This window comes from Mycolicibacter longobardus, from assembly GCF_002102265.1.
Classification (GTDB): domain Bacteria; phylum Actinomycetota; class Actinomycetes; order Mycobacteriales; family Mycobacteriaceae; genus Mycobacterium; species Mycobacterium longobardum.
On the sequence record NZ_LQPG01000033.1, the window covers coordinates 108,385 to 131,509 of the forward strand.

Here is a 23,125-nt window from a genome sequence, read left to right on the forward strand (position 1 = left end):
GCAAACCGCGGGTCATCCCGGGCGGTGACGGGTGTGGCACATGAGGCTCGCGCGGGTGGACGCAGCCCGATGTCACCGACAAACTAGCGTGACACCGCAGCTCACCGGTTAAGTTGTGGCGAGCCGCCGCACGATGCGGCACCAGACGGACCGAAAGTGATCATGCGAGTTGAGGGGCGCGACGTCGCCGTCACCGGCAACCTGCTGCAGCCGCTGACCCGACGCACCAACGACATTCTGCGTCTGTTGCTGGCCACCCTGTTCCTCGCGACCGTCATCACCAGCTCGTTGGTCACCCGCTACGAATGGGTCGCACTGGAGCGGTCGGTGTCCCAGATAGTCGGGGTGCTCTCCCCCGCCCACGCCAACCTGGTCTATCTCGCCTACGGCATCGCGATCCTGGTGTTGCCCTTTGCGATCCTGATCGGTCTGGTGGTCTCCCGACAGTGGAAGCTGCTCGGGGCCTATGCGGTCGCCGGGCTGCTCGCCGTGGTGTCGCTGTCGGTCCGCAGCAATGGCATGGCCGCGCCCAGCTGGCACTTCGATCTGTCCGAACGGCTGGCCACCACGCTGGCGCAGTTCCTCGACGACCCGCGGTGGATCGCGATGCTGGCCGCCATGCTCACCGTCTCGGGCCCATGGCTGCCGGCCCGCTGGCGACGCTGGTGGTGGGCGCTGCTACTGGCCTTCGTGCCCATCCACCTGGTGGTGAGCGCGATCGTGCCGGCCCGCTCGCTCCTCGGTCTGGCCGTCGGGTGGTTCGTCGGGGCGCTGGTGATCCTGATCGTCGGCACGCCCGCGCTGGAGGTGCCACTGGACGGCGCTGTGCGCACCCTGGCCCGCCGCGGCTGCATCGTCACTCAACTCTCCGTGGTCCGCCCGGCCGGCCCCGGCCCGCTGGTGCTGACGACCGTCGACGAAAGCCCCGTGGTCATCGAGTTGTACGGCCCGAACCAGCGCAGCGGGGGCGCGCTGCGTCAGCTCTGGCGCAAGCTGCGGTTGCGCACCACCGAGACCGCGCCGCTGCACGCCTCGCTGCACCGCGCCGTGGAGCATCGCGCGCTGATGGCGATCTCCATCGGAGAGGCCGGAGTCGCCAACTCCGAGACCGTCGCGGTCGCCTCCCTGGACCGGGGCTGGACGCTGTATGCGCACACCCCGCCCCGGGGAGTCCCGATCGCTGACAGTACCGCCACCACCCCGGTGAGCAAACCATGGGAATCGTTGCGGCGCCTGCATGATGACCAGATCTCGCACGGCGACTTGCGCAGCAAGGAGATGACCGTCGACGGCGGCACCGTGCTGTTCGGCGGTTTCGGCCATGCCGAGTACGGCGCCACCGACACCCAGCTGCAATCCGACATCGCGCAGCTGTTGGTGACGACGTCGTCGCTGTACGACGCAGCTGCCGCGGTGGGCGCGGCGATCGAGCACTTCGGCCGCACCGCGATCCTGGCCGCCTCGCGCCGCCTCACCAAATCGGCGGTGCCGGCGCGACTTCGCAAGACGATCGCCCACGTCGGCACGGTGATCTCAGCCGCCCGCGAAGAGGTCAAGCGTCAGACCAACACCGACGAGATCCAGACCAAGACCATCACCCGGTTCACCCGCAGTCAGCTGATTCAGCTGGTATTGCTGGGCGCGCTGGTCTACGTCGCCTATCCGTTCATCAGCCAGGTTCCGACATTCTTTTCCCAACTGCGGCAGGCGAACTGGTGGTGGGCTCTGGTCGGGCTGATCGTTTCGTCGCTCACCTATGTCGGCGCGGCCGGCGCACTCTGGGCCTGCACCAACGGCATGGTCAGCTTCCGGAATCTGGCGATCATGCAGGTGGCCAACACGTTTGCGGCCACCACCACCCCGGCCGGGGTGGGCGGCCTGGCGTTGAGCACCCGGTTCCTGCAGAAAGGCGGCCTGAGCACACTGCGTGCCACCGCCGCAGTCGCCTTGCAGCAGTCGGTGCAGGTGATCGTGCACGTGATCCTGCTGGTCATCTTCACCACCGCCGTCGGCACCCGGGCCGACCTGTCCCATTTCGTGCCCGGCGCCACCATGCTGTACCTGATAGCCGGTGTGGCACTGGGACTGGCCGGCATCTTCCTGCTGGTGCCCAACCTGCGCCGGTGGCTGACGACCGCGCTGCGTCCCCGACTCACCGAAGTCACCAGCGACCTGATGGAACTGGCACGTGAACCCCAACGGCTGGGGTTGATCGTGCTGGGCGCGGCCGGCACCACTCTGGGTGCGGCACTGGCACTGTGGGCCAGCGTCGAGGCCTTCGGCGGCAACACCTCTTTCGTCACGGTCACCGTGGTGACCATGGTCGGCGGCACCCTGGCCTCGGCCGCGCCGACACCTGGCGGGGTGGGCGCCGTGGAAGCCGCCCTGATCGGTGGGTTGGCCGCGTTCGGTGTGCCCGCCGCAATAGCCGTCCCGTCGGTACTGCTCTACCGGGTGCTGACCTGCTGGCTTCCGGTGTTCATCGGCTGGCCGGTGATGCGCTGGCTGACCAAGAACGAAATGATTTGAGCCGATGCGGATCGCGATCAGCGGTGCGGGAGTAGCCGGAACGGCGCTCGCACACTGGCTGCATCGGACCGGGCACACCCCGACGCTGATCGAGCAGGCGCCCGCGTTCCGCTCCGGCGGCTACATGATCGACTTCTGGGGCGTCGGCTACACGGTGGCCCAACGCATGGGCATCGAGGAACAGATCCTGCACGCGGGCTACCAGATCGAGTCCGTCCGGTCGGTCGACACCGACGGCAAGGTCATCGCGGCGCTGGACACCAACGTCTTTCGGCGCCTGCTCGGCCAGGACTTCACCAGTCTGGCGCGCGGTGATCTGGCCGCCGTCATTCATGCCACCATCGCCGACAAGGTCGAGATGATCTACGGGGACAGCATCACCGCCATCGACCAGCACGCTGACGGCATCCGACTGTCCTTCGCCCATGCCGGTCCGCGCGAGTTCGACCTGGTGATCGGCGCCGACGGGCTGCACTCCAACGTGCGCCGGTTGGCGTTCGGCCCGGACTCCGACTTCGAGCACTATCTGGGCTGCAAGGTGGCCGCCGCCGTGGTCGACGGATACCGGCCGCGCGACGAGTTGGCCTACGTGACCCACGCCGCCCCTGGCCGGCAGGTGTCCCGCGTCGCGCTGCGCGACGACCGCACCCTGGCACTGTTCGTGTTCCGGGATCCCTCGTCCGACCTGCCCGCAGATCCGAAAGCCTGTTTGCGCGAACGGTTCGCCGATACCGGCTGGGAGTGCCCTCAGCTGCTGACCGCCCTGGAAGGCAGGGCGGATGTCGATCTGTATTTCGATGTGGTCAGTCAGGTCCGGATGGATCGCTGGTCACAGGGGCGGGTGCTGTTGATCGGCGATGCCGCCGGATGCATTTCCCTGCTCGGCGGCGAGGGCACCGGCCTGGCGATCACCGAGGCCTACGTGCTGGCCGGCGAGCTGCAACGAGCCGACGGCGACCACCTGCGCGCGTTCGCTGCCTACCAAGCGCGGCTACGCCCGTTCATCGAGGCCAAACAGTCCGGTGCCCGACAGTTCCTCGGGTTCTTCGCCACTCGAACGCGATTCGGCCTGTGGTTCCGCAATATGGCGATGCGGGCGATGAATCTCCGGATGCTGACCAGCCTGTCCGCGGGCGCCGTGCGCGACGACTTCGATCTGCCGGACTACGGGATCTGACGCTATCCGGCCCCGGAGGCGGCATACACCCGGCTCACCTCGGGCTCTTCGTAACCCGCTTCGGTTACCGCGTGGCGCACCGAGTCATCCACCTTGAGGGTGAGTTCGGCGGGCACCAGTGCGATCACGCAGCCGCCGAACCCGCCGCCGGTCATCCGGGCGCCCAGCGCTCCGGCGGCCACCGCACTGTCGACGATCACATCGAGATGCTCGGTGGTGATCTCGAAGTCGTCGCGCATCGAGGTGTGCGACGCGGTGAACAACCTGCCGGCTGCGGGAAAGTCCAATTCTGCTAGGGCCGCAACGAAATCCAGCACCCGCTCGTTCTCGGTCAGTACGTGGCGCGCCCGGCGGGCGTCGACGGGTTCGGTGACGGCGGCCAGCGCCTGGACGCCCCGGTGCTGCACCTCGCGCAACGATGCCACTCCCAATGCGGCGGCGGCCCGTTCACACGAGGCGCGCCGGGCGGCGTATTCACCGTCGACGTGGCCGTGCCGCTGACCGGAATCAAACAGCAGCAGCGTCACCCCGGAAGCATCCGGATCGAACGGTACCGGGTGCACGGCGAGGTCCCGGAAGTCGATCAGCAGCGCGCTCGACACCTCCCCGAACAGTGACGACAACTGATCGAGCAAACCCGTTGGGGCACCGACATAGTCGTTCTCAGCACGCTGCCCGATCCGGGCCTGCTCCAACCTGTCGATATTCAGACCGCCAGCAGACGCCAGCGCGCCCAGCACCGCGCATTCCAACGCCGCCGAGGACGACAGTCCCGAGCCGATCGGTACGTCGCTGTGGATCATCATGGTTCCACCCGGTACCGAAAAGCCGCTGTCGCGCAGCGCCCAGATCACCCCTGCCGCATACGCACCCCAGCCGGTGACCTGTCCGGGCGTAGTGTCCAGGGGAATATCCACCGGGACGTCCGCGCGGTCGCTGAACACGGTGAGCGTGTCAGTCTCGGCCGGCGTGAAGATGACGCTGGTGCGCTGCGGCAACGCGATCGGCAATGCGAAACCGCCGTTGTAGTCGGTGTGTTCGCCGATCAGGTTGACCCGACCAGGAGCGGAGTAGGTGATCACAGCTCACGCAGCCTAGCCGCCACGGACTCCGGGGTGACATCGGCGATGAACGCGTCCATGGCCGACTCCGAGGCCGCCAGATACTTCAGTTTGGTAGCGCTGCGCTTGATCGACATCAGCTCGACGTGAAAATAGCCGTCGGCCTGCGCGCCGTCGTTGCGGTACTGGTGCAGTGCGGCCATATAGGGCAGCGGAGTGCCGTAGAGACGATCGAAGCGACCCAACAGGTTTCGGTAGACCGCCGCGAAGTCGTCGAGCTCGTCATCGGTCAGCTCGGTCAGATTGTGCACCCGCCGATTCGGGTACAGGTGCACCTCCACCGGCCAGCGCGCGGCGAACGGCACGAACGCGGTGAAGTGTTCGGTCTGCGCCACGATTCGGGCGCCGTCGGCGCGTTCGGCGGCCAGCAGATCGGCGAACAGGTTGGCGCCGTGGGCAACTCGGTGATCGCGGGCCTGGGCCAGCATCGCGGCGGTGCGCGGCGTCAGGTAGGGGTAGCCGTAGATCTGGCCGTGCGGGTGGGCCAGCGTCACACCGATCTCTTCGCCGCGGTTCTCGAAGCAGAACACCTGCTCGACACCGGGGCGGGCCAGCAGGTCGGCGGTGCGGTGCCGCCACGCCTGCACCACCAGCAGGGCGTGCGCCGCGGGCAGGTCGGCGAACGAACCGGTGTGATCGGCGGAGAAGCAGATCACCTCGCAGCGGCCGGCGCCCGGGGCCGACACGAACGATTTCGGCGCGGTTTCTCCCGCTGAGCGGTCATTATCGCGCCGAAATCCCGGCCCGGCCAGGCTTGGAAAACGGTTCTCGAAGACCACCACGTCGTAGTCGGCCGCGGGAACCTCGCTGGTCAGACCACTGGGCCCCGGGCACAGCGGGCACGCCTCGGCCGGTGGCTTGTACGTGCGGTCCTGACGCTGCGCGGCGATGATCACCCACTGGCCGGTGGTGCGGTCGAGCCGCAGCTGCGACGGCGCGGGGTCACGTGGCGGCAGCGGTCGACGGTCCGGCACCGGAGCCGGCGTGCGCCCGGGCAGCGCGAAGAACAGCATGTCGCGCCCGTCGGCCAGCGTCCAGCTGGTCGGGGCGCTCACGAGACCAGCCGCGGATGCAGTCGCTGCGGAGGGATCTCGACGCCGGCCGCCAGGTCATCGGCCAGGCCGGTGGCGAAGCCGAGCAGGCCGGCGACATCGATCCCGTACGGCACCGGGGCCGGCGCCGCCGCCAGATGCTCGGCGCCGCGGCGCAGCAGACTGACCGCGCCGGTGACGTTGCCGCGCTGGACGTGGGTGACACCGACTGCCAACTGCGCCAGCCCCTGCCACAGATCGCGTTCGGCGGCGGGCCGGTGCTTCCAAGCGGCTTCCAGCACCTCGTGGGCGTTGAACGCCAGTCCGTCGTCCAACAACAGTTGCGCATACGCCAGCATCTGGGCCGGTGGCAGGTTCAGATCGTCCGGAACGCCCTCGACCCCGCCTTGGCTGCCGCGCGGCAGCGGCCGGCCCAGCCGGTCACGCGGACGGGCGTTGCGGGGGCGGCCCGAGTCGTCGCGGTCGCGGGTCGTCACCTGTCCATCATGGCAAGCGGGTCAGGCCGGCTTGCTGGCAATCACCTCGATGGCACCCATGTTCTTGCGGTGGCGGCGGAAAGTCGCACGCATGTTGAGTACCCGGGCCCGCGCGTCGGAGTCACGCAGCACGTTGAATACGAACCGCAGCGCGCCGAACAGTCCCTCGTCGGCGATCAGCCGATGCGGTTCCAGCAGTGCCATCGGTGCGTAGGAGATCTTCTCCACCGTGAAGCCGGCCTCGGTGAGCAGCTCGCTCCATTCCTCGGCGGTCAGCGGGCGGGCGTTGACCTTGATGGAGCGCGCCAGCGCGGTGCGGACCTCATCCTTGACGGCCTCGGGCACGTCGTGGGGCTGCAGCACCATCTCGTGGATGGCGTAGCGCCCGCCCGGCCGCAGCACCCGGAAGGCCTCCCGCATGATGTCGGCCTTGTGGGCGTTGGTCTGCATGGTCAGCATCGCTTCGCCGATCACCACGTCGGCGCTGTCGGCGTCCAGCCCGGTCTCAGAAGCTCCGCCGGTGACCACTCGACCCTTGGCCCCCACCACCGAGCGGACCACACCGGCGGCGTTCTCGTCGGCCTCGACACCGGTGTAGGTGGCCGGGCTGCACTCCAGGATCTCTTTCGCGGTGCGGCCCATACCGGGAGCCAGCTCGACGACATCGGCGCCGGCCAGCTGCGCGTCGGCGAGCATCCGGTGGGTCAGGCCGAGCCCGCCGGGCCGAAGGACGCGTTTGCCTAGCCGGGCGAACAGCCAGTGGCCGGGGAGGTCAGCGGTCTTGCGGTCTGGCATGGGAAGGCTCATGCAACGAAGGCTAGCCTTACCAGGCTTGGGTCCGCTAGGGGACTTTAGACCTATTGTTTCCTCTAAATTATCCGGCGCGGACGGACATCAGCGGTCTATGTCAGTGCCCGGCGATACGTTCACGACATGCTCACCGCGGGTTCGACGTTCGCCGGCTATCGCATCGTGCGGCAGCTGGGTTCCGGCGGCATGGGTGAGGTCTACCTGGCCGAGCACCCCCGGCTGCCCCGCCGTGACGCGCTGAAGGTGCTGCCCGCCCGGGTATCGGCCGACCCGAACTTTCGGGAACGGTTCAACCGCGAAGCCGACCTGGCGGCGTCGCTGTGGCACCCGCACGTCGTCGGCGTGCACGACCGCGGCGAGTGCGACGGTCAGCTCTGGATCGCGATGGACTACGTCGACGGGTTCGACGCCGACGCGTTGCTGCAGCGCTGCGGCGGCGGACTGCCGCGCCGGCAGGTGAACGAGATCGTGGCCGCCGTCGCGCAGGCCCTGGACTACGCCCACGGGCGCGGATTGCTGCACCGCGACGTCAAACCCGCGAACATCCTGCTGACCGAGCCGGGGGAGACCAACACGCGAATCATACTGGCAGACTTCGGGATCGGGTTGCGCGTGGACGAAGTCAGTGGCCTCACCGACACCAACATGGCGGTCGGAACGCTGCGCTACGCCGCCCCCGAGCAACTGCGCGGTGAGTCGATCGACGGCCGGGCCGATCAGTACGCACTGGCCGCCACCACCTACCACCTTCTCACCGGCAAACCACCGGTTCACCCCGATCCGGCCGGTTTGGACGCCGCACTGGCCCGGGCGCTGGCCGAGGATCCGGCCAAGCGGTTCGCCAGCTGCACCGAGTTCGCCGATGCGCTGCGGTCCGATGCGCCCGCGCGGCACCTACCGGTGCTGGTGCCATCGGAGTCCAAGCCCCGGCGCTCGTTTCCCAAGGGTTTCGGCCTGTCCGCGGCCGCGTTTCTGGCGCTGTACCTGATCGGTAGCACCGACTCGGAACCGCCGGCGCCGGCGGCTACCGCCCCGATGACACCGGTGACCTCCACGACCACCATCACCACGTCGGTCACCACCGCTTCGCCGCCCGAGACGACGACCATCACCGCCTCACCGCGCCCCGCCACTACTTCCCCACCGATCACCACATCATCGGCCCGGCCGGATCCGCTGCTCGGGCTTGCCAATGCCCCTGTCGGGCCGACGATCCCCGAGGGCGTCTACGCCATCCCGCGCGTGATGCCCTACGGCACCTATGTCGCCGACATCGGACCGAACGGGTCGTGTAGCTACTTCGTCTACGACCGGACGAGCCGCGTCGTCGAGTCGGGTTCTCGTCTGATCGCGCTCGGGCGGCCGACGGTGGAGATCGACCCGCGTGCGGAGAACGGCATGTTCATCTCCTTCGGATGCACGCCGTGGACGCGGATCAAGCCGCTGCCCGCGAATTGGTAGGCCGGCGGAATAGCCCGAGGCGGATCGCTGTTCGAGCGAACATGCCCAAGCCCTTCACCGAAGCCGAACGTCAGCAGTTCCTCGCCGACAAGCACGTCGCCGTGCTGTCCGTCGCCGCCACCGACGGCCGGCCTCCGGCCAGCGTCCCGATCTGGTACGAGTACACCCCCGGCGGCAACATCGTGATCAACACCGGCGCCGGCTTACGCAAGGCCAGGCTCATCGAACAGGCCGGCGCGGTGACGCTGGTGGTGCAGCGCGAAGAACTGCCCTACCAATACGTGATCGTCGAAGGCACCGTCACCGAGGCGACCACACCGGCCCCGCTGCAGCAGCGCGAAGCCATCGCGATCCGCTACCTGGGCGAGGAAGGCGGGCGCGCGTTCGCCGCCAGCATGGACGACGCCTCCAGCGTGCTGTTCACCATCCGGCCCGACCGCTGGCTGACCGCGGATTTCTCGGAGGACCTGTAGGCGTTCGTGGTGATGCTGCCTGTGCTCGACCTGTCCGACGCCGATACCGACACGGCGGCGTTTCGCCTGGCTCTGCGGGAGGCCGCGCACACCTCCGGATTCTTCTACCTCACCGGCCACGGCGTACCCGACGAACAGATCACCGAGGTCCTCGAGCTGGCGCGGCAGTTCTTCGGGCTGCCCGACGAACAGAAGAACCGGATCAGCCAGCTGAAAAGCCCGCAGTTCCGGGGCTATTCACGGCTCGGCGGAGAGCTGACCAACGGTCGCGTCGACTGGCGCGAGCAGATCGACATCGGACCCGAACGCCCGGCGCTACCCGATGCGGAGGGTTACTGGCACCTGCAGGGCCCCAACCTGTGGCCCGCGCGCCCCGCGTCTTTCCGCCGGGCATTCGAAGCGTGGGACCAGGCCCTGTCTTCGGTGGGCCTGAAGCTGCTGCGGCACTGGGCGGCGTCGTTGGGAGCCGCCGAAGACCTGTTCGACGACGCGTTCAGCGCGCTGCCGGCGACGCTGATCAAGGTCGTCCGCTACCCCGGCAGCTTGCACGGCGACCAAGGCGTCGGCGCCCACAAGGACTCGGGTGTCTTGACCCTGCTGCTGGTCGAGCCCGATTCCGAAGGGCTTCAAGTGGAGATCGCCTCCGGCGAATGGGTCGACGTTCCCCCATTGGCAGGTGCGTTCATCGTCAACATCGGCGAGCTGCTCGAAGTCGCGACCGACGGCTACCTGCGGGCCACTCGGCACCGGGTGCGCTCACCCAAACCCGGCACCGACCGGGTATCCATCCCGTACTTCCTCAACCCGGCACTGGATGCCACCGTCCCGCGCATCACCCTGCCCGCCGACCTGGCGGTCCTGACCCGGGGGGTCGCGACAGACCCGGACAACCCCATCTTCGACACCTACGGCGAGAATGCATGGAAGTCCCGCACCCGGGCTCACCCCGACGTCGCCGAACTGCATCACGGGATCACGCCGCCAGGTTCACCGCGCTCGGCGTACTGAACACCGATGACCACGCGGACAACATGTCGCCCCGCAAACAGCGATTCACCAATACGCTTCCACGATGACCTCTCGGCAGCCCCTGCGGGTCACCCCGGCCGGCCCGCGCCGGCTGGCGCAGCACCGCCAGGCGCTGGTGCCCCACTCCGGCGCGGACGGCGGCGCCGGCGGTCTCAGGACGCCGAGGTAACCCGCGATGTCCATTCCGACCCTGTCGCAGATCGAAGGTGCCAACTGGAACCACCTCACCACCACCGCCGCAGCCTGGACCGACCTCGCCAACACCTGGGAGGCCGCGTTCGCCGAAATCCGCGACGCGTCGGGCAACCCCGGCGGCACCCCCTGGACCGGCGGCGGCGCCACAGCGCTTCAGCAGCGCGCCGCCGCTGACGTGGTGAAGGTCCGCGCCGCCGCCGACATGCTGCGCACCGCCGCCGGGATCGCCACCCGCGGCGCCGAAACACAGCAGGCCAACCAACGACTGGTCCTTGAGGCCATCGAGGACGCCGAACGCGAAGACTTCCTGGTCGGCGAGGACTACTCCGTCACCGACACCTACACCCACTACACCTCGGCCGCGGAACAGACGGCCCGCCAGCAGGCCGCGCAACGCCACAGTGAATTCATCACGTCCCGGGTCAGCAACCTGGTCAACAACGAGAACGAGATCTCCCGCCACCTCACCACCGCCACCGCCGGACTCGGCGAGCTGAGTTTCCCCGAAGACGGGGCCGACGGCGGGGCGGGTGCCAATGGACAGCCCCGCGTGGTGTTGGTGGATGACGTACGCCGCGATCCCGCCATCAACGGTCCGGCCGCCACACCCCAGCACGAGCAGGACGGGTACGACCTGCAAAACCAGTTCCAGGATGGCCAAGGCCCCGTCTTCGGCGGTGACCCGCGAGATGGCGTGCCGCGCAGCCCGGCTACCGAGCTGGCCCAAGGCCCACCGGACACTCGGCCGCTACCGACCGGCACCGCGCTCGGCCCCGACGGACGCCGGTATGCGTTCTTCAGCCACCCGGACGGAACCGAGATCCCAGGGGTCAACCAGTTCGTGACCAACGGAGCGGTGTGGGACTACACCGACCCCGCGCATCCGGTCAAAGTCGGCGACCTGCCCGGGATTTACCAAGCCAGCGGCGTTTACGATCCCGCGACCAATCAGATGGTGATCGTGGGCAACACCAGTAACCGAACCGGCGACCTCACCCGAGGTCTGTGGGTTTCAGGACCCATCGATCCAGCCCAACCCAACGGCTGGGTCACGTCCTTGCAGCGCGTCGGCGATGTCGGCCTTCCGGGTGATCGCGAGAGCCAACTGATCTCCCTGACCGGTGGTGGGTACATGTTGGTCGGAGCGACCAACGGCGGACCGGTGTCGGCCATAACCGCGAGCACCCCGCAGGGGCTCATAGGCGCTGCGCCCCAACCGCTATTGACTCAACGTGACCTTCCGACCGTGTACGGCCCCACCGTCATGGGAACGTCACTCGACCCGGCGACCGGGGTTGAGACGATTCAGCTGCGGGTGAGCACATGGCCGCCTGGGCCGATCTATGACCCCAACACCTGGACAACAACCTTCGAGGTTCAACACTAGAAAGGCGGCCAGACGTGCCGACCAAGACACTCACCGTTACCGCTGCCGCTGTCGGCACCGCGGTGATCAGCGCCTGCACCGCCCACGCCGAACCACCGAAATTCCCCGACCTCGACGCGTTCCAATCGGTCGATCCCGCACCGTACACCGCCGCCGCTCGCGCCGGTGGTGCAACGTATTTCACCACCCCCGACGGACTCCAGTGCGACATTCCGCAGCCCTACCGGCCGGGTGACCATGTCAGTGCCGGCTGCGCGGGGCGGCTGCCGGGCCTGGCTGACGACGCTCCGCGGGGCAGCGAGGGCTGCTCGGAGGTCGCGTCGCCGACACTGCTTCCGACGGACCTGGGCCCGTACACCTTCCAGCCCGGTACCGGGTGCCCGATCCTCACCACACCCCTGCTCGATGTCGGTCAGAAGATCACCAAGGGTGATATCACCTGCGTCGTGGGCGCTGACCGGCTGACCGCCTGCATCGACCCGGTCCTCAACCGTGGTTTCGTGCTGCAACCCTCCGGGTCATGGACGTTTTAGGACGCCAGCTGATGCACCGGGGCTGGTGTTCCGCCTGAGTATGCTCGAATCCGTGAGCGGCAGATTCGGGTGGAGATCGGCGGCGGGTATCTTTGCCGCCACCCTTGTGCTGGCGCCGGCCGCGGCGGCCGATCCCGAATGCTCCTCGTGCGAGCAGGGCAAAGAAGCCATCGATGACCAGGTTCTGCACCGCCACGTGCCGTTGACGGCCACCGACGACCTGCACCAGTATTGCGAATCACTGCTGCGCAACGTGCTCAAGAGCGGCCGGGTCGCCCGGGTGGATTCTCCGCCGGATTTCGTCGCGAGTTGCGAACAAGAAGGCCGCGTTCTCATCGCTGGACGATGAGTTCGCCGACTCAGCGTCAATTCTGCGCCGGCTTGGCGATCAAGTCCGGCGCGAACATCGAGGTCGCGCCGGTAAAGCAATCAGGCCCCCTAAAAAGGGGGCCTGAGCTCGGTGGCAGGTGCAGGATTCGAACCTGCGTAGGCTTGCGCCGACGGATTTACAGTCCGCTCCCATTGGCCGCTCGGGCAACCTGCCGTATCGCGCCTAGCAGACTACAACGAGGATGTACCCAGGACACAAACGGCCAGCACAGCATCAAGAGAGGACAGGTCTCGTGGCGGACTCATCGTTCGACATCGTCAGCAAGGTCGACCGGCAGGAGGTCGACAACGCGTTGAACCAGGCCGCCAAGGAGCTGGCCACCCGGTTCGACTTCCGCGGCACCGACACCACCATCGCCTGGAAGGGCGAGGAGACCGTCGAGCTGGTCAGCTCCACCGAGGAGCGGGTCAAGGCCGCCGTCGACGTCTTCAAGGAGAAGCTGATCCGCCGGGACATCTCGATGAAGGCGTTCGACGCCGGCGACCCGCAGCCGTCGGGCAAGACCTACAAAGTCAGCGGCAGCCTCAAGCAGGGCATCGACGGCGAACACGCCAAGAAGATCAACAAACTGATCCGCGACGAGGGCCCCAAGGGCGTCAAGACCCAGGTCCAGGGCGACGAGATCCGGGTGTCGTCGAAGAAGCGCGACGACCTGCAGGCCGTCATCTCACTGCTGAAGGGCGCCGACCTCGACGTTGCGTTGCAGTTCGTGAACTACCGGTAACGCAATCCTGGCCCGCCGGCCCACCCGGTGCTTAGGCTGGGGCCGTGACCACTGAAGAGCTCGTCGACGTCGTCATCATCGGAGCGGGCATCTCCGGTATCGGCGCGGCCTACCGCATCACCGAACGCAACCCCGGCACCAGCTACGTCATCCTGGAACGGCGCGAGCGCATCGGCGGCACCTGGGACCTGTTCCGCTACCCCGGCGTGCGCTCCGACAGCAGCATCTTCACGCTGTGCCTGCCCTACGAGCCGTGGACCGGCCGCGAGCGGGTGGCCGACGGCGACGAGATCCGCGAGTACCTGACCGACGCCGCACACAAGTACGGCGTCGATCGCCACATCCGGTTCAACAACCACGTCGTCGCCGCCGACTGGGACTCGACGACCGACACCTGGACGGTGACGGCCGAGGAAAACGGCACCCGGCGGACCTACCGCAGCCGGTTCGTGTTCTTCGGCTCCGGCTACTACAACTACGACGACGGCTACACCCCGGACTTCCCGGGCTATGAGACGTTCGAGGGCACCCTGGTGCACCCGCAGCACTGGCCGGAAGACCTCGACTACACCGGCAAGAAGATGGTGGTGATCGGCAGCGGTGCCACCGCGATGTCCCTGGTTCCGGCGTTGACCGAGCGCGCCGGCCACGTGACACTGCTGCAGCGCACGCCCACCTACCTGATCTCGGCGTCCAAATACAGTCTTATCATCGACGTGCCCGCAAAACTGTTGCCCCGCAAGTTGGCTCACCCGATCATCCGGTTCATCTCGGCCCTGTTCGAGGGCTACGTCTGGTTCCTGGCGCGAAAGACGCCGCCGTTGCTGAAGTGGATTCTGCGCAGGACGGCAGTCCAGAACCTGCCGCCCGGTTACGACATCGACACCCACTTCAAGCCGCCGTATCAGCCGTGGGACCAACGCCTGTGCCTGATTCCCGACGCGGACCTCTACACCGAGATCAGCGCCGGGCGGGTCGATATGGTCACCGACCGGATCGACCACTTCGACGCCACCGGTATCGTCCTGCAATCCGGCGCCCGGCTGGATGCCGACATCATCGTCACCGCCACCGGCCTGCAGCTGCAGGCACTCGGTGGGGTTCGGATCAGCCTGGACGGCACCGAGATCAAGCCCACCGACCGATTCGTCTACAAGGCGCACATGCTCGAAGACGTGCCGAACCTGTTCTGGTGCGTCGGCTACACCAACGCCTCCTGGACGCTGCGCGCCGACATGACCGCCCGGGCCACCGCAAAACTGCTGTCGCACATGGCCTCCCGCGGCTACACCCATGCCTACCCGCACCGCGGCGACGAGCCCCTGGCCGAGAAGTCGGCTTGGGACATCCAGGCCGGCTATGTGCTGCGCTCGCCGCACGCGCTCCCCCGGTCGGGCACCAAGCGACCCTGGAATGTGCGGCAGAACTACTTCGCAGACGCCCTGGACTACCGGTTCGACCGGATCGAGGAATCGATGGTGTTCGGGCGGGCCGGGGAGCCCATACCGCTGGCCGGATAGTCGCGCCGAGGGACAAGTTCACAAACCGCCGGTGCGGCTGTGGCGACGGCAATACGCTGTGGCTCATGCCAGCTGCTACGCGTACACCCAAGGTCGTCGTGCTCGGAGGCGGATCGTTCGGCACCACGGTGGCGTCCATCTGTTCGCGCCGTGCGCCGACGCTGCAATGGGTGCGATCGGAATCGACCGCCGCCGATATCAACGACAACCACCGCAACAGCCGCTACCTGGGCAACGAGGTAGAGCTCAGCGAGACCCTGCGCGCCACCACTGATTTCGCCGACGCCGCGCGCTGCGCCGACGTCGTCGTGATGGCCGTGCCGTCGCACGGTTTCCGGGGTGTGCTCACCGAGCTGGCCAGCGAGCTGCGGCCATGGGTGCCGGTGGTGTCCCTGGTGAAGGGCCTGGAGCAGGGCACCAACATGCGGATGTCGCAGATCGTCGATGAGGTGCTGCCCGGGCATCCGGCCGGCATCCTGGCCGGCCCGAATATCGCCCGCGAGGTCGCCGAGGGCTACGCGGCTGCGGCGGTGCTGGCCATGCCCGACCAGAATCTTGCCGCTGAGTTGGCATTGCTGTTCCGCACCAAGCGATTCCGGGTCTACACCAGCGACGACGTGACCGGGGTCGAGATGGCCGGCGCGCTGAAGAACGTCTACGCGATCGCGGTGGGGATGGGGTACTCGCTGGGGATCGGGGAGAACACCCGGGCCATGGTGATGTCGCGTTCGGTGCGGGAGATGTCCAAGCTCGGCGAGGCGATGGGCGGAGCTCGCGACACGTTCTCCGGCCTGGCCGGGATGGGCGACCTCATCGTGACGTGCACCAGCCAGCGCAGCCGCAACCGGTTCGTCGGCGAACAGCTGGGCGCCGGCAAGCCGATCAACGAGATCATCGCGTCGATGAATCAGGTGGCCGAGGGGGTGCGGGCCGCCAGCGTGATCATGGAGTTCGCCGCGCAGTACGGCCTGAACATGCCCATCGCGCGCGAGGTCGACGGCGTGATCAACCACGGCTCCACGGTTGAGCAGGCCTACCGCGGCCTGATCGCCGAGACGCCCGGGCATGAGGTGGAGGGCTCTGGGTTCTGACTGTACACTCCCTGTGTATTCGCTCCGACTATGTAACCGATGTTTACTTACTGGACATGTCGCATTCCTCAACCGGTAATCAGACGTGCATAGCTTGGTCGTATCTCAGCAAGATCTTATGAGAGCAGGGGACCCCATAGATGCTGACAGCGCACCGAGCCGCCAACGACACTGACCAACGAACAACCCGATTACGCTCAGTTCTCCGCTATGACTTTCCAGCATCCCTGGTGGTGTTCCTCGTCGCACTGCCCTTGTCGCTGGGCATTGCCATCGCCTCCGACGCGCCCGTGCTCGCCGGTCTCATCGCCGCGATCGTCGGCGGCCTCGTCGTCGGTGCGCTTGGCGGGTCGCCACTGCAGGTGAGCGGGCCCGCGGCCGGGCTGACAGTCGTCGTGGCGGACCTGGTAGGACGCTTCGGCTGGAAGGTGACCTGCGCGATCACCGTCGCCGCGGGCGTGCTGCAGATTCTGCTGGGGCTGAGCCGGGTGGCGCGGGCTGCCCTGGCTATCTCACCCGTTGTGGTGCACGCGATGCTGGCCGGCATCGGCGTCACGATCGCCCTGCAGCAACTGCACGTCCTGCTGGGCGGCCGGTCGGCGAGTTCGGCCTGGGAGAACCTGATCGGCCTGCCGCATGGGCTGGTCGATTCCCACGGTGCCGAGCCGATCCTGGGCATCCTGGTGATCATCACCATGTTGGCCTGGAAATCGGTGCCGGGGCCACTGGGCCGGATTCCCGGGCCGTTGGTGGCGATCACCGGGGCGACGCTGCTGTCCCTGCTCTTCTCCCTCGAGGTGCGTCGCATCACCCTGGACGGCTCACTGCTGGACGCCGTGCAACTGCCGGGGCTGCCGGACGGCAACTGGACCGCTGTCGCGATCGGCGTGGTCACCGTGGCGTTGATCGCCAGCGTGGAGAGCCTGCTCTCAGCGGTGTCGGTGGACCGGATGCACACCGGAGCGCGTACCGACTTCAACCGTGAACTGATCGGACAGGGCACCGCGAACGTCACCTCCGGCATGCTGGGCGGCCTGCCGATCACCGGGGTTATCGTGCGCAGCGCCACCAACGTCACCGCCGGTGCGAAGTCGCGGGCATCGGCATTCCTGCACGGCGTGTGGATCCTGCTGTTCGCGCTGCCGTTCGCCGGGTTGGTGCAGAAGATTCCGAGTGCGGCACTGGCCGGCCTGCTGATCACCGTCGGGATCCAGCTGGTCAAGCTGGTTCACGTCGAAACCGCTTGGCGCAGCGGCGATATCGCGGTCTACGTGGTGACCTTGGCCGGCGTGGTGTTCCTCAACCTGCTGGAAGGGGTGTTGATCGGTCTGGCGCTGGCGCTGGCGTTGACCGGCTGGCGGGTGATCCGGGTCAAGGTCGAGGCCGAGCAGGTCGACAACGAATGGCTGGTGACTGTGGGCGGGGCGTGCACGTTCCTGGCGCTGCCGCGGCTGACCAGCGTGCTGTCGCGGATCCCGGCCGGGGACCACGTCACACTTGACGTCTCGACCACCTACCTCGATCACGCCGCCGAGCAGGCCCTTGAGGACTGGCAGCAACAGCATCGCGCCACCGGCGGCACAGTGCGCAGGCCCGGCGACTCGCGAGAGGGCACCATCGCCCACAACGGCACCAACGGCCACACCGTGCCGCAGCCCGGCGACTCGCGAGAGAGCAACACTGACGCCCCCGCCTGCGCGACGTGCTCAGCGGAGAAACCGGTATTCGCGGCCATCAGCAAACCCGCATGAGGTGAGTTCGAAAACGATCGCGTATGCGATATCACCAGTCGAGCAGGCTGCTCGGCGGGCGGTCGGCCAATTTCTGAACGATCCAGTGATTCATTGACACGTTCTGGTCAGCGGCCTCGACGGCAAGCCGCGCATGCAACGCCGGCGAGGTCCGGACCACGAATGTGCCGCTGAACTTCCGATCTGTGATCGGCGCCGGCATGGCTTCCCCGGCCCGCTCGGCCAGGTGCTCATCGACCGCCCGCTCGACACCGGCGATGGCCTCCCGCAAGGTCGGTGCCCAGTGCGTCAGGAACGGCAGTTCAAGGCAGCGGCCGACGTACTCGTCATGCTCGCGCGACCATTCAGCGCGGTAGGTGTAATGGTTCATGCCGGGCAGTAGCGCATGCGCAATCGGATTCGACAAGCCACCTATCCCCAAGTGCGGGCACGGAAGTGACGGGTGTGGCGACGGAGATCTAGAGGGACGCTGGACGCGCGGATAGGTGCGCGGCGCGGCCTATCCCCGCGCCATCTCCTCCAGGCGACGAATCCGGTCGGCCATCGGGGGGTGGGTGGCGAACAGCTGCCCGACCTTCTCGCCCGCGCGGAACGGGTTGGCGATCATCAGGTGCGACTGGCTGGCCAGCTGCGGCTCGGGGGGCAACGGAGCGGCCTGCACCCCGTCGGAGATCTTGCGCAGCGCCGACGCCAGGGCCAGCGGGTCACCGGTCAGCACCGCGCCGGACTGGTCGGCCTGGTACTCCCGCGACCGCGACACCGCCAACCGCACCACCGACGCCGCCAGCGGCCCGACCAGCGTGACCAGCAGCATCGCCAGCGGGTTGCCGTTGCGGCGGTTGCCCATGAGCATCGCCATGTTGGCCAAACCGGTGATCACCGAGGCCAGCGCACCGGCCACACATGAGATGAGGATGTCGCGGTTGTAGACGTGTGACAGCTCGTGGCCCAGCACCGCACGCAACTCCCGCTCGTCGAGCAGCCGCAGGATTCCACTGGTGCAGCAGACCGCGGCATGACGCGGGTTGCGGCCGGTGGCGAAAGCGTTGGGCGCGTTGGTGTCGCTGACGTACAACCGGGGCATCGGCTGGTGCGCTGCGGTGGCCAGCTCACGCACGATCCGGTAGATCTCCGGCGCCTGAACCTCGGTGACGGGCTGGGCATGCATCGCCCGCAGGGCGAGCTTGTCGCTGTTGAAGTAGGTGTAGGCGTTCATGGCCACCGCGAACAGCACCGCCAGCCACATCATCTGCGGCCCGAACGCCCGGCCTACCAAGACGATGAGCGCCGACATGACGAGCAGCAGAAAGAACGTCTTCGCCGTGTTGCGGTGCGGATGCCAGGTCATCGACTCCTCCTTGATGGACCTTGAAGAACCCCAGTCGTGCTCATTAAACGCCGCCGGGCCCGCGCGGGTTCCGCAATTGTGGTCAGCCGTGTCGGCTGACGGTGTAGTCGACCAGGCCGGCCAATGCCGCGCGGCCGACGCAGTCGGGCAGCGCGGCCAGCTCAGCGCGGGCCTGCGCGGCGTAGTCGGCCACCGTCTGCTTGGCCCTGACCATGCCCGCAGACACCCGCAGCAGCCCCAGCGCCTCGGCCACCGCCGCGTCCTCGGTCACCGGACCCGCCAGCAGCACACGCAGCCGATCGGCGTCCGGGCCGGTGTCCTGCAGCGCGTAGAGCACCGGCAGCGTGTGCACACCCTCACGCAGGTCGGTGCCCGGCAGCTTGCCGGACTCGTCGGGGTCGGAATCGATGTCGATGATGTCGTCGGAGATCTGGAACGCGGTGCCCACGATGCCGCCCAGCCGGGCCAGCCGCTCGATCTGATCGTCGGCGGCACCGGAGAACGTCGCGCCGAACCGGCCCGAGGCCGAGATCAGACAGGCCGTCTTCTCGTACACCACCTTGAGGTAATGCTCTATCGCGTCGGCCCCGTCGGCGGCGCCACGGGTCTCCCGCATCTGTCCGGTCACCAGCTGGGCAAACGTCTCGGCAATGATCCGCACCGCCTCCGGACCCAGCCGCGACACCAACCGCGACGCCGTCGCGAACAGATAGTCACCGGCCAGGATCGCGATGTTGTTGCCCCACCGCGCGTTGGCGCTCGGCGCCCCGCGGCGGATCTCCGCCTCGTCCATCACGTCGTCGTGATACAGCGTGGCCAGGTGCACCAGCTCGATCACCGCGCCGGCCACCGTCACCTGCCAGGCCTCCGGCTCCGGACCGAGCTGGGCGGACAGCACCGTGAACAGCGGGCGGAAACGTTTACCGCCGGCGTCGAACAGGTGCGTCACCGCCTCGGTCATCAGGCTGTCGCTGCCGCGCAACTCGGTGTCCATCAGCTCTTCGATGCGTGCCACCCCGTCGCGGACATTGCCCGCGAACGCCGGGTCGCCCAAGCCCCCGAAGTCCAACCCCGCCACCACACTCGCCGGTGTCCTCACGGCTCCAACATACTGGTCAGTGTGAATTCCAGCGCTGACATGGTGGCCGATGTGGTGGTGGTCGGGGCCGGGCCGGCCGGATCGGCGGCCGCCGCCTGGGCCGCGCGGTCCGGCCGCGACGTGCTGGTGGTCGACATGGCGGGCTTTCCCCGGGACAAACCGTGCGGTGACGGCCTGACCCCGCGCGCCGTCGAGCAGTTGGAGTTGTTGGGTCTCGCAGAGTGGCTCGACAGTCACATCAGGCACCGGGGGCTGCGGATGTCGGGGTTCGGCGGCGAGGTGGAGGTGGACTGGCCCGGGCCGTCGTTCCCGTCGACCGGCAGCGCCGCACCGCGCACCGAACTCGACGAACGGATCCGCAAGGTCGCCGAGGAGTCCGGCGCCCGGATGCTGCTGGGCGTCAAGGCCGTCGGCGTCCATCACGACTCATCCGGGCGGGTTCGCTCGGTGGTGCTGGCCGACGGCACCGAGGTGGCCTGCCGGACCCTGATCGTCGCCGACGGCGCCCGCTCCACGCTGGGTCGGGTGCTGGGCCGCCAGTGGCACCAGGAGACGGTCTACGGGGTGGCCGCACGCGGGTATCTGGCCTCGCCGCGCAGCGATGAACCCTGGCTGACTTCGCATCTGGAGCTGCGCTCGCCCGACGGGGCGGTGCTGCCGGGCTACGGCTGGATCTTCCCGCTGGGCAATGGTGAGGTGAACATCGGCGTCGGCGCGCTGGCCACCGTCAAGCGGCCCGCCGACGTGGCGCTGCGACCGCTGATGTCCTACTACGCCGATCTGCGTCGCGAAGAATGGGGCTTCGAGGGCCCGGTTCGGGCACCGGCCAGCGCCCTGCTGCCGATGGGCGGCGCGGTATCGGGGGTCGCCGGGCCCAACTGGATGCTGATCGGCGACGCCGCGGCGTGCGTCAACCCGCTCAACGGCGAGGGCATCGACTACGGCCTTGAGACCGGGCAGCTGGCGGCCGAGATGCTGGACTGCCCGGACCTCACCCACGCCTGGCCGGAACTGCTGGCCGCCCACTACGCCCGCGGGTTCTCGGTGGCGCGGCGGCTGGCGCTGCTGTTGACGTTCCCGCGGTTCCTGCCGGCCACCGGTCCGTTGGCGATGCGCTCGACGATGCTGATGCGGGTCGCGGTGCGGGTGATGGCCAACCTGGTCACCGACGACGACGCGGACTTTGTGGCGCGCGCCTGGCGCGGCGGGGGGCGGATGTCGCGGCTGATCGACCGCCGCCGCCCGTTCTCCTGAGCGAACCCAAGCACCGGCTATCAGGCAGCGCAGCAAACCTCAGTATCAACACCATTGACATATATCAGAGTCGTTGATATACCGGAATGATGAGCGATTCGATGGATTTAGAGTTCGACGCCGCCTACCGGGGCGAATCCGAACACCTGGGCTCGGGCACCAAACCACCGTGGAGCATCGGCGAACCCCAGCCCGAGCTGGCCGCCCTGATCGAGCAGGGCAAATTCCACGGCGACATCCTCGACGTCGGCTGCGGTGAAGCCGCCATCTCGCTGTATCTGGCCGAGCGGGGCCACACCACAGTGGGCCTCGACATGTCGCCCACCGCCATCGATCTGGCCCGCGCCGAGGCCGCCAAGCGCGGCCTGACCAACGCCACCTTCGAGGTCGCCGACATCAGCGCGTTCACCGGCTACGACGGGCGCTTCGGCACCATCGTCGACAGCACGCTGTTCCATTCCATCCCGGTGGAGGCTCGCGAGGGCTACCAGCAGTCCATCGTGCGCGCCGCCGCCCCGGGGGCGTCGTACTTCGTGCTCGTCTTCGACAAGAGCGCCATCCCCGAAGGCCCGCCGTTCGCGGTGACCGCCGACGAGCTGCGCGACGTGGTGTCGAAGTACTGGGTGATCGACGAGATCAGACCGGCCCGGTTGCACGCGGTGTTTCCCGACGACTTTCCCGGGTTCGGCGGCGTTCCGTTGCGCGATGAGGCGGGCGGGCGCAAGTCGGCCGCGGGCTGGCTGCTCTCGGCGCACCTGGGCTGAAACGGAGGGCGGGGATGAGCAATCCGAAGCCGCCGCGCTGGCTGAAGCCGGTCAACAAGGTCATGATCGGCCTGCAACGGCTAGGCATACCGATGGGCCCGCCGATGGTGTTGACGGTGCCGGGCCGCAAGTCCGGTCAGCCGCGGAGCACACCGATGACCCCGTTCCGGGCGCATTTCGGTCTTCCGGTTCGACCCGCCGGCCTGACGCGGACTAAACCGGTTTGCGGCCGGAGTGCAGAGCGACGATCCCGCCGGTGAGATTGCGCCAGCCCACGTCCGACCAGCCCGACGCGGCAATCTGCTCGGCCAGCGCCGCCTGATCCGGCCAGGCACGGATCGACTCGGCGAGATAGACGTAGGCCTCCGGGTTGCTCGACACCGCGCGCGCCACCGCCGGCAACGCCCGCATCAGGTACTCCTTGTAGGCGGTCGCGAACACCGGAACGGTGGGGGTGGAGAACTCGCAGACCACCAGCCGCCCACCCGGCCGGGTCACCCGGGCCATTTCCCGCAGGCCGGCCGCGTGATCGACCACGTTGCGCAGCCCGAAGCTGATCGTGACCGCGTCGAACACGCCGTCGTCGAAGGGCAGCTTGGTGGCATCCCCGGCGACCTTGGGTACGTCACGGCCGGCCCCGGCGGCCAGCATGCCGACCGAGAAGTCCGCCGCCACGCACCACGCGCCCGATTTCGCGAGCTCGACCGTCGACACCGCAGTACCGGCCGCCAGGTCCAGAACCTTCTCCCCCGGCTGCAACCCGAGCGCTTTGCGGGTGGCCCGACGCCAGGATCGGTCTCGCCCCAGCGACAGCACCGTGTTGGTCAGGTCGTATCGCCGAGCGACGCCGTCGAACATCGACGCCACCGCGCGGGGGTCTTTGTCCAGGTTCGCGCGGCTCACCGGGTCGACGCTACCCTCCTCCGATAGTGTTCTCGGA

Annotated in this window: 23 protein-coding genes, 1 tRNA gene and 1 pseudogene; 16 read left to right on the forward strand and 9 right to left on the reverse strand. The window is 68.0% G+C overall.

The annotated features are described in order from the left end of the window. Positions 1 to 162 precede the first annotated feature (162 nt). Positions 163 to 2,529 carry a lysylphosphatidylglycerol synthase transmembrane domain-containing protein gene (locus AWC16_RS17420; RefSeq protein WP_109561480.1) on the forward strand — a complete coding sequence of 789 codons (2,367 nt, stop codon included), beginning with the start codon at positions 163 to 165 and terminating at the stop codon, positions 2,527 to 2,529. Positions 2,530 to 2,533: 4 nt separating this feature from the next. Then, positions 2,534 to 3,706 (forward strand): FAD-binding domain, encoded by a 1,173-nt coding sequence (locus AWC16_RS17425; protein ID WP_085265995.1) that lies wholly within the window; start codon positions 2,534 to 2,536, stop codon positions 3,704 to 3,706. 2 nt (positions 3,707 to 3,708) lie between these two features. Here AWC16_RS17425 and AWC16_RS17430 read toward each other — a convergent pair whose 3' ends face one another. The 4 genes from AWC16_RS17430 to AWC16_RS17445 are packed head-to-tail and all read right to left on the reverse strand — an operon-like array spanning position 3,709 to position 7,162. Further along, complete coding sequence (locus AWC16_RS17430) at positions 3,709 to 4,788, reverse strand: galactokinase (RefSeq protein WP_085265996.1); 1,080 nt, start codon at positions 4,786 to 4,788, stop codon at positions 3,709 to 3,711. After that, the gene (gene galT / locus AWC16_RS17435; RefSeq protein ID WP_085266044.1) at positions 4,785 to 5,840 is read right to left on the reverse strand and encodes a galactose-1-phosphate uridylyltransferase; all 1,056 of its coding nucleotides are present in this window, start codon (positions 5,838 to 5,840) and stop codon (positions 4,785 to 4,787) included. Before galT ends, AWC16_RS17430 begins: the two co-directional genes overlap by 4 nt. 38 nt (positions 5,841 to 5,878) lie before the next feature. After that, a complete protein-coding gene (locus AWC16_RS17440) occupies positions 5,879 to 6,355 on the reverse strand; it encodes a DUF309 domain-containing protein (RefSeq protein ID WP_085265997.1) in 477 nt (158 codons plus the stop codon). Between the two features lie 21 nt (positions 6,356 to 6,376). After that, on the reverse strand, positions 6,377 to 7,162 hold the full coding sequence (locus AWC16_RS17445) for a class I SAM-dependent methyltransferase (RefSeq protein ID WP_085265998.1): 786 nt from the start codon (positions 7,160 to 7,162) through the stop codon (positions 6,377 to 6,379). Between the two features lie 126 nt (positions 7,163 to 7,288). On the opposite strand from AWC16_RS17445, the gene AWC16_RS25640 reads away from it, so the two are divergent. From AWC16_RS25640 to AWC16_RS17475, 7 genes are all read left to right on the forward strand, one after another. Further along, positions 7,289 to 8,626, forward strand: a complete 1,338-nt coding sequence (locus AWC16_RS25640) for a serine/threonine-protein kinase (RefSeq protein ID WP_085265999.1) — start codon at positions 7,289 to 7,291, stop codon at positions 8,624 to 8,626. Between the two features lie 41 nt (positions 8,627 to 8,667). Continuing rightward, the gene (locus tag AWC16_RS17455) at positions 8,668 to 9,099 is read left to right on the forward strand and encodes a pyridoxamine 5'-phosphate oxidase family protein (RefSeq protein WP_085266000.1); all 432 of its coding nucleotides are present in this window, start codon (positions 8,668 to 8,670) and stop codon (positions 9,097 to 9,099) included. A gap of 12 nt (positions 9,100 to 9,111) precedes the next feature. Continuing rightward, on the forward strand, positions 9,112 to 10,107 hold the full coding sequence (locus tag AWC16_RS17460) for an isopenicillin N synthase family dioxygenase (RefSeq protein WP_085266045.1): 996 nt from the start codon (positions 9,112 to 9,114) through the stop codon (positions 10,105 to 10,107). Between the two features lie 64 nt (positions 10,108 to 10,171). Beyond that, complete coding sequence (locus tag AWC16_RS25645; protein WP_272937818.1) at positions 10,172 to 10,297, forward strand: hypothetical protein; 126 nt, start codon at positions 10,172 to 10,174, stop codon at positions 10,295 to 10,297. Positions 10,298 to 10,303: 6 nt separating this feature from the next. Next, positions 10,304 to 11,710: a hypothetical protein gene (locus AWC16_RS25275; protein WP_234812320.1), complete on the forward strand. Its 1,407-nt coding sequence runs from the start codon at positions 10,304 to 10,306 to the stop codon at positions 11,708 to 11,710. 14 nt (positions 11,711 to 11,724) lie between these two features. After that, entirely contained in the window at positions 11,725 to 12,243 is a 519-nt protein-coding gene (locus AWC16_RS17470) for a hypothetical protein (RefSeq protein ID WP_085266001.1), read from the forward strand. 52 nt (positions 12,244 to 12,295) lie between these two features. After that, entirely contained in the window at positions 12,296 to 12,592 is a 297-nt protein-coding gene (locus tag AWC16_RS17475; RefSeq protein WP_234812321.1) for a hypothetical protein, read from the forward strand. A 112-nt stretch (positions 12,593 to 12,704) separates the two neighbouring features. Here AWC16_RS17475 and AWC16_RS17480 read toward each other — a convergent pair. Then, positions 12,705 to 12,787, reverse strand: a tRNA-Tyr gene (locus tag AWC16_RS17480). A gap of 79 nt (positions 12,788 to 12,866) precedes the next feature. Here AWC16_RS17480 and AWC16_RS17485 point away from each other — a divergent pair. The 4 genes from AWC16_RS17485 to AWC16_RS17500 all read left to right on the forward strand — a co-directional run bounded on the left by AWC16_RS17485 (position 12,867) and on the right by AWC16_RS17500 (position 17,720). Continuing rightward, positions 12,867 to 13,358 (forward strand): YajQ family cyclic di-GMP-binding protein, encoded by a 492-nt coding sequence (locus tag AWC16_RS17485; RefSeq protein ID WP_085266002.1) that lies wholly within the window; start codon positions 12,867 to 12,869, stop codon positions 13,356 to 13,358. A gap of 44 nt (positions 13,359 to 13,402) precedes the next feature. After that, on the forward strand, positions 13,403 to 14,878 hold the full coding sequence (locus AWC16_RS17490) for a flavin-containing monooxygenase (RefSeq protein ID WP_085266003.1): 1,476 nt from the start codon (positions 13,403 to 13,405) through the stop codon (positions 14,876 to 14,878). Between the two features lie 65 nt (positions 14,879 to 14,943). Next, positions 14,944 to 15,969 carry an NAD(P)H-dependent glycerol-3-phosphate dehydrogenase gene (locus tag AWC16_RS17495; protein WP_085266004.1) on the forward strand — a complete coding sequence of 342 codons (1,026 nt, stop codon included), beginning with the start codon at positions 14,944 to 14,946 and terminating at the stop codon, positions 15,967 to 15,969. Positions 15,970 to 16,109: 140 nt separating this feature from the next. Continuing rightward, positions 16,110 to 17,720, forward strand: coding sequence for a SulP family inorganic anion transporter (locus tag AWC16_RS17500; protein WP_085266005.1), 1,611 nt, complete (start codon positions 16,110 to 16,112; stop codon positions 17,718 to 17,720). Between the two features lie 31 nt (positions 17,721 to 17,751). Here the strand turns inward: AWC16_RS17500 and AWC16_RS17505 are convergent, their stop codons facing one another. From AWC16_RS17505 to grcC1, 3 genes are all read right to left on the reverse strand, one after another. Further along, positions 17,752 to 18,090, reverse strand: coding sequence for a type II toxin-antitoxin system HicB family antitoxin (locus AWC16_RS17505; protein ID WP_085266006.1), 339 nt, complete (start codon positions 18,088 to 18,090; stop codon positions 17,752 to 17,754). 129 nt (positions 18,091 to 18,219) lie between these two features. Continuing rightward, on the reverse strand, positions 18,220 to 19,068 hold the full coding sequence (htpX, locus tag AWC16_RS17510) for a zinc metalloprotease HtpX (RefSeq protein ID WP_085266007.1): 849 nt from the start codon (positions 19,066 to 19,068) through the stop codon (positions 18,220 to 18,222). An 82-nt stretch (positions 19,069 to 19,150) separates the two neighbouring features. Next, positions 19,151 to 20,167 carry a nonaprenyl/(2E,6E)-farnesyl/geranylgeranyl diphosphat synthase gene (grcC1, locus tag AWC16_RS17515; RefSeq protein WP_165759253.1) on the reverse strand — a complete coding sequence of 339 codons (1,017 nt, stop codon included), beginning with the start codon at positions 20,165 to 20,167 and terminating at the stop codon, positions 19,151 to 19,153. A 39-nt stretch (positions 20,168 to 20,206) separates the two neighbouring features. On the opposite strand from grcC1, the gene menJ reads away from it, so the two are divergent. The 3 genes and pseudogenes from menJ to AWC16_RS25280 all read left to right on the forward strand — a co-directional run. Further along, positions 20,207 to 21,421: a menaquinone reductase gene (gene menJ, locus AWC16_RS17520; protein ID WP_085266008.1), complete on the forward strand. Its 1,215-nt coding sequence runs from the start codon at positions 20,207 to 20,209 to the stop codon at positions 21,419 to 21,421. 101 nt (positions 21,422 to 21,522) lie between these two features. After that, the gene (locus AWC16_RS17525; protein ID WP_409370699.1) at positions 21,523 to 22,185 is read left to right on the forward strand and encodes a class I SAM-dependent methyltransferase; all 663 of its coding nucleotides are present in this window, start codon (positions 21,523 to 21,525) and stop codon (positions 22,183 to 22,185) included. Positions 22,186 to 22,199: 14 nt separating this feature from the next. Beyond that, positions 22,200 to 22,376, forward strand: a pseudogene (locus AWC16_RS25280) (deazaflavin-dependent nitroreductase); the annotation flags it as partial. 22 nt (positions 22,377 to 22,398) lie between these two features. Here AWC16_RS25280 and AWC16_RS17535 read toward each other — a convergent pair. Continuing rightward, the gene (locus tag AWC16_RS17535) at positions 22,399 to 23,088 is read right to left on the reverse strand and encodes a demethylmenaquinone methyltransferase (RefSeq protein WP_085266009.1); all 690 of its coding nucleotides are present in this window, start codon (positions 23,086 to 23,088) and stop codon (positions 22,399 to 22,401) included. Positions 23,089 to 23,125: the final 37 nt, after the last annotated feature.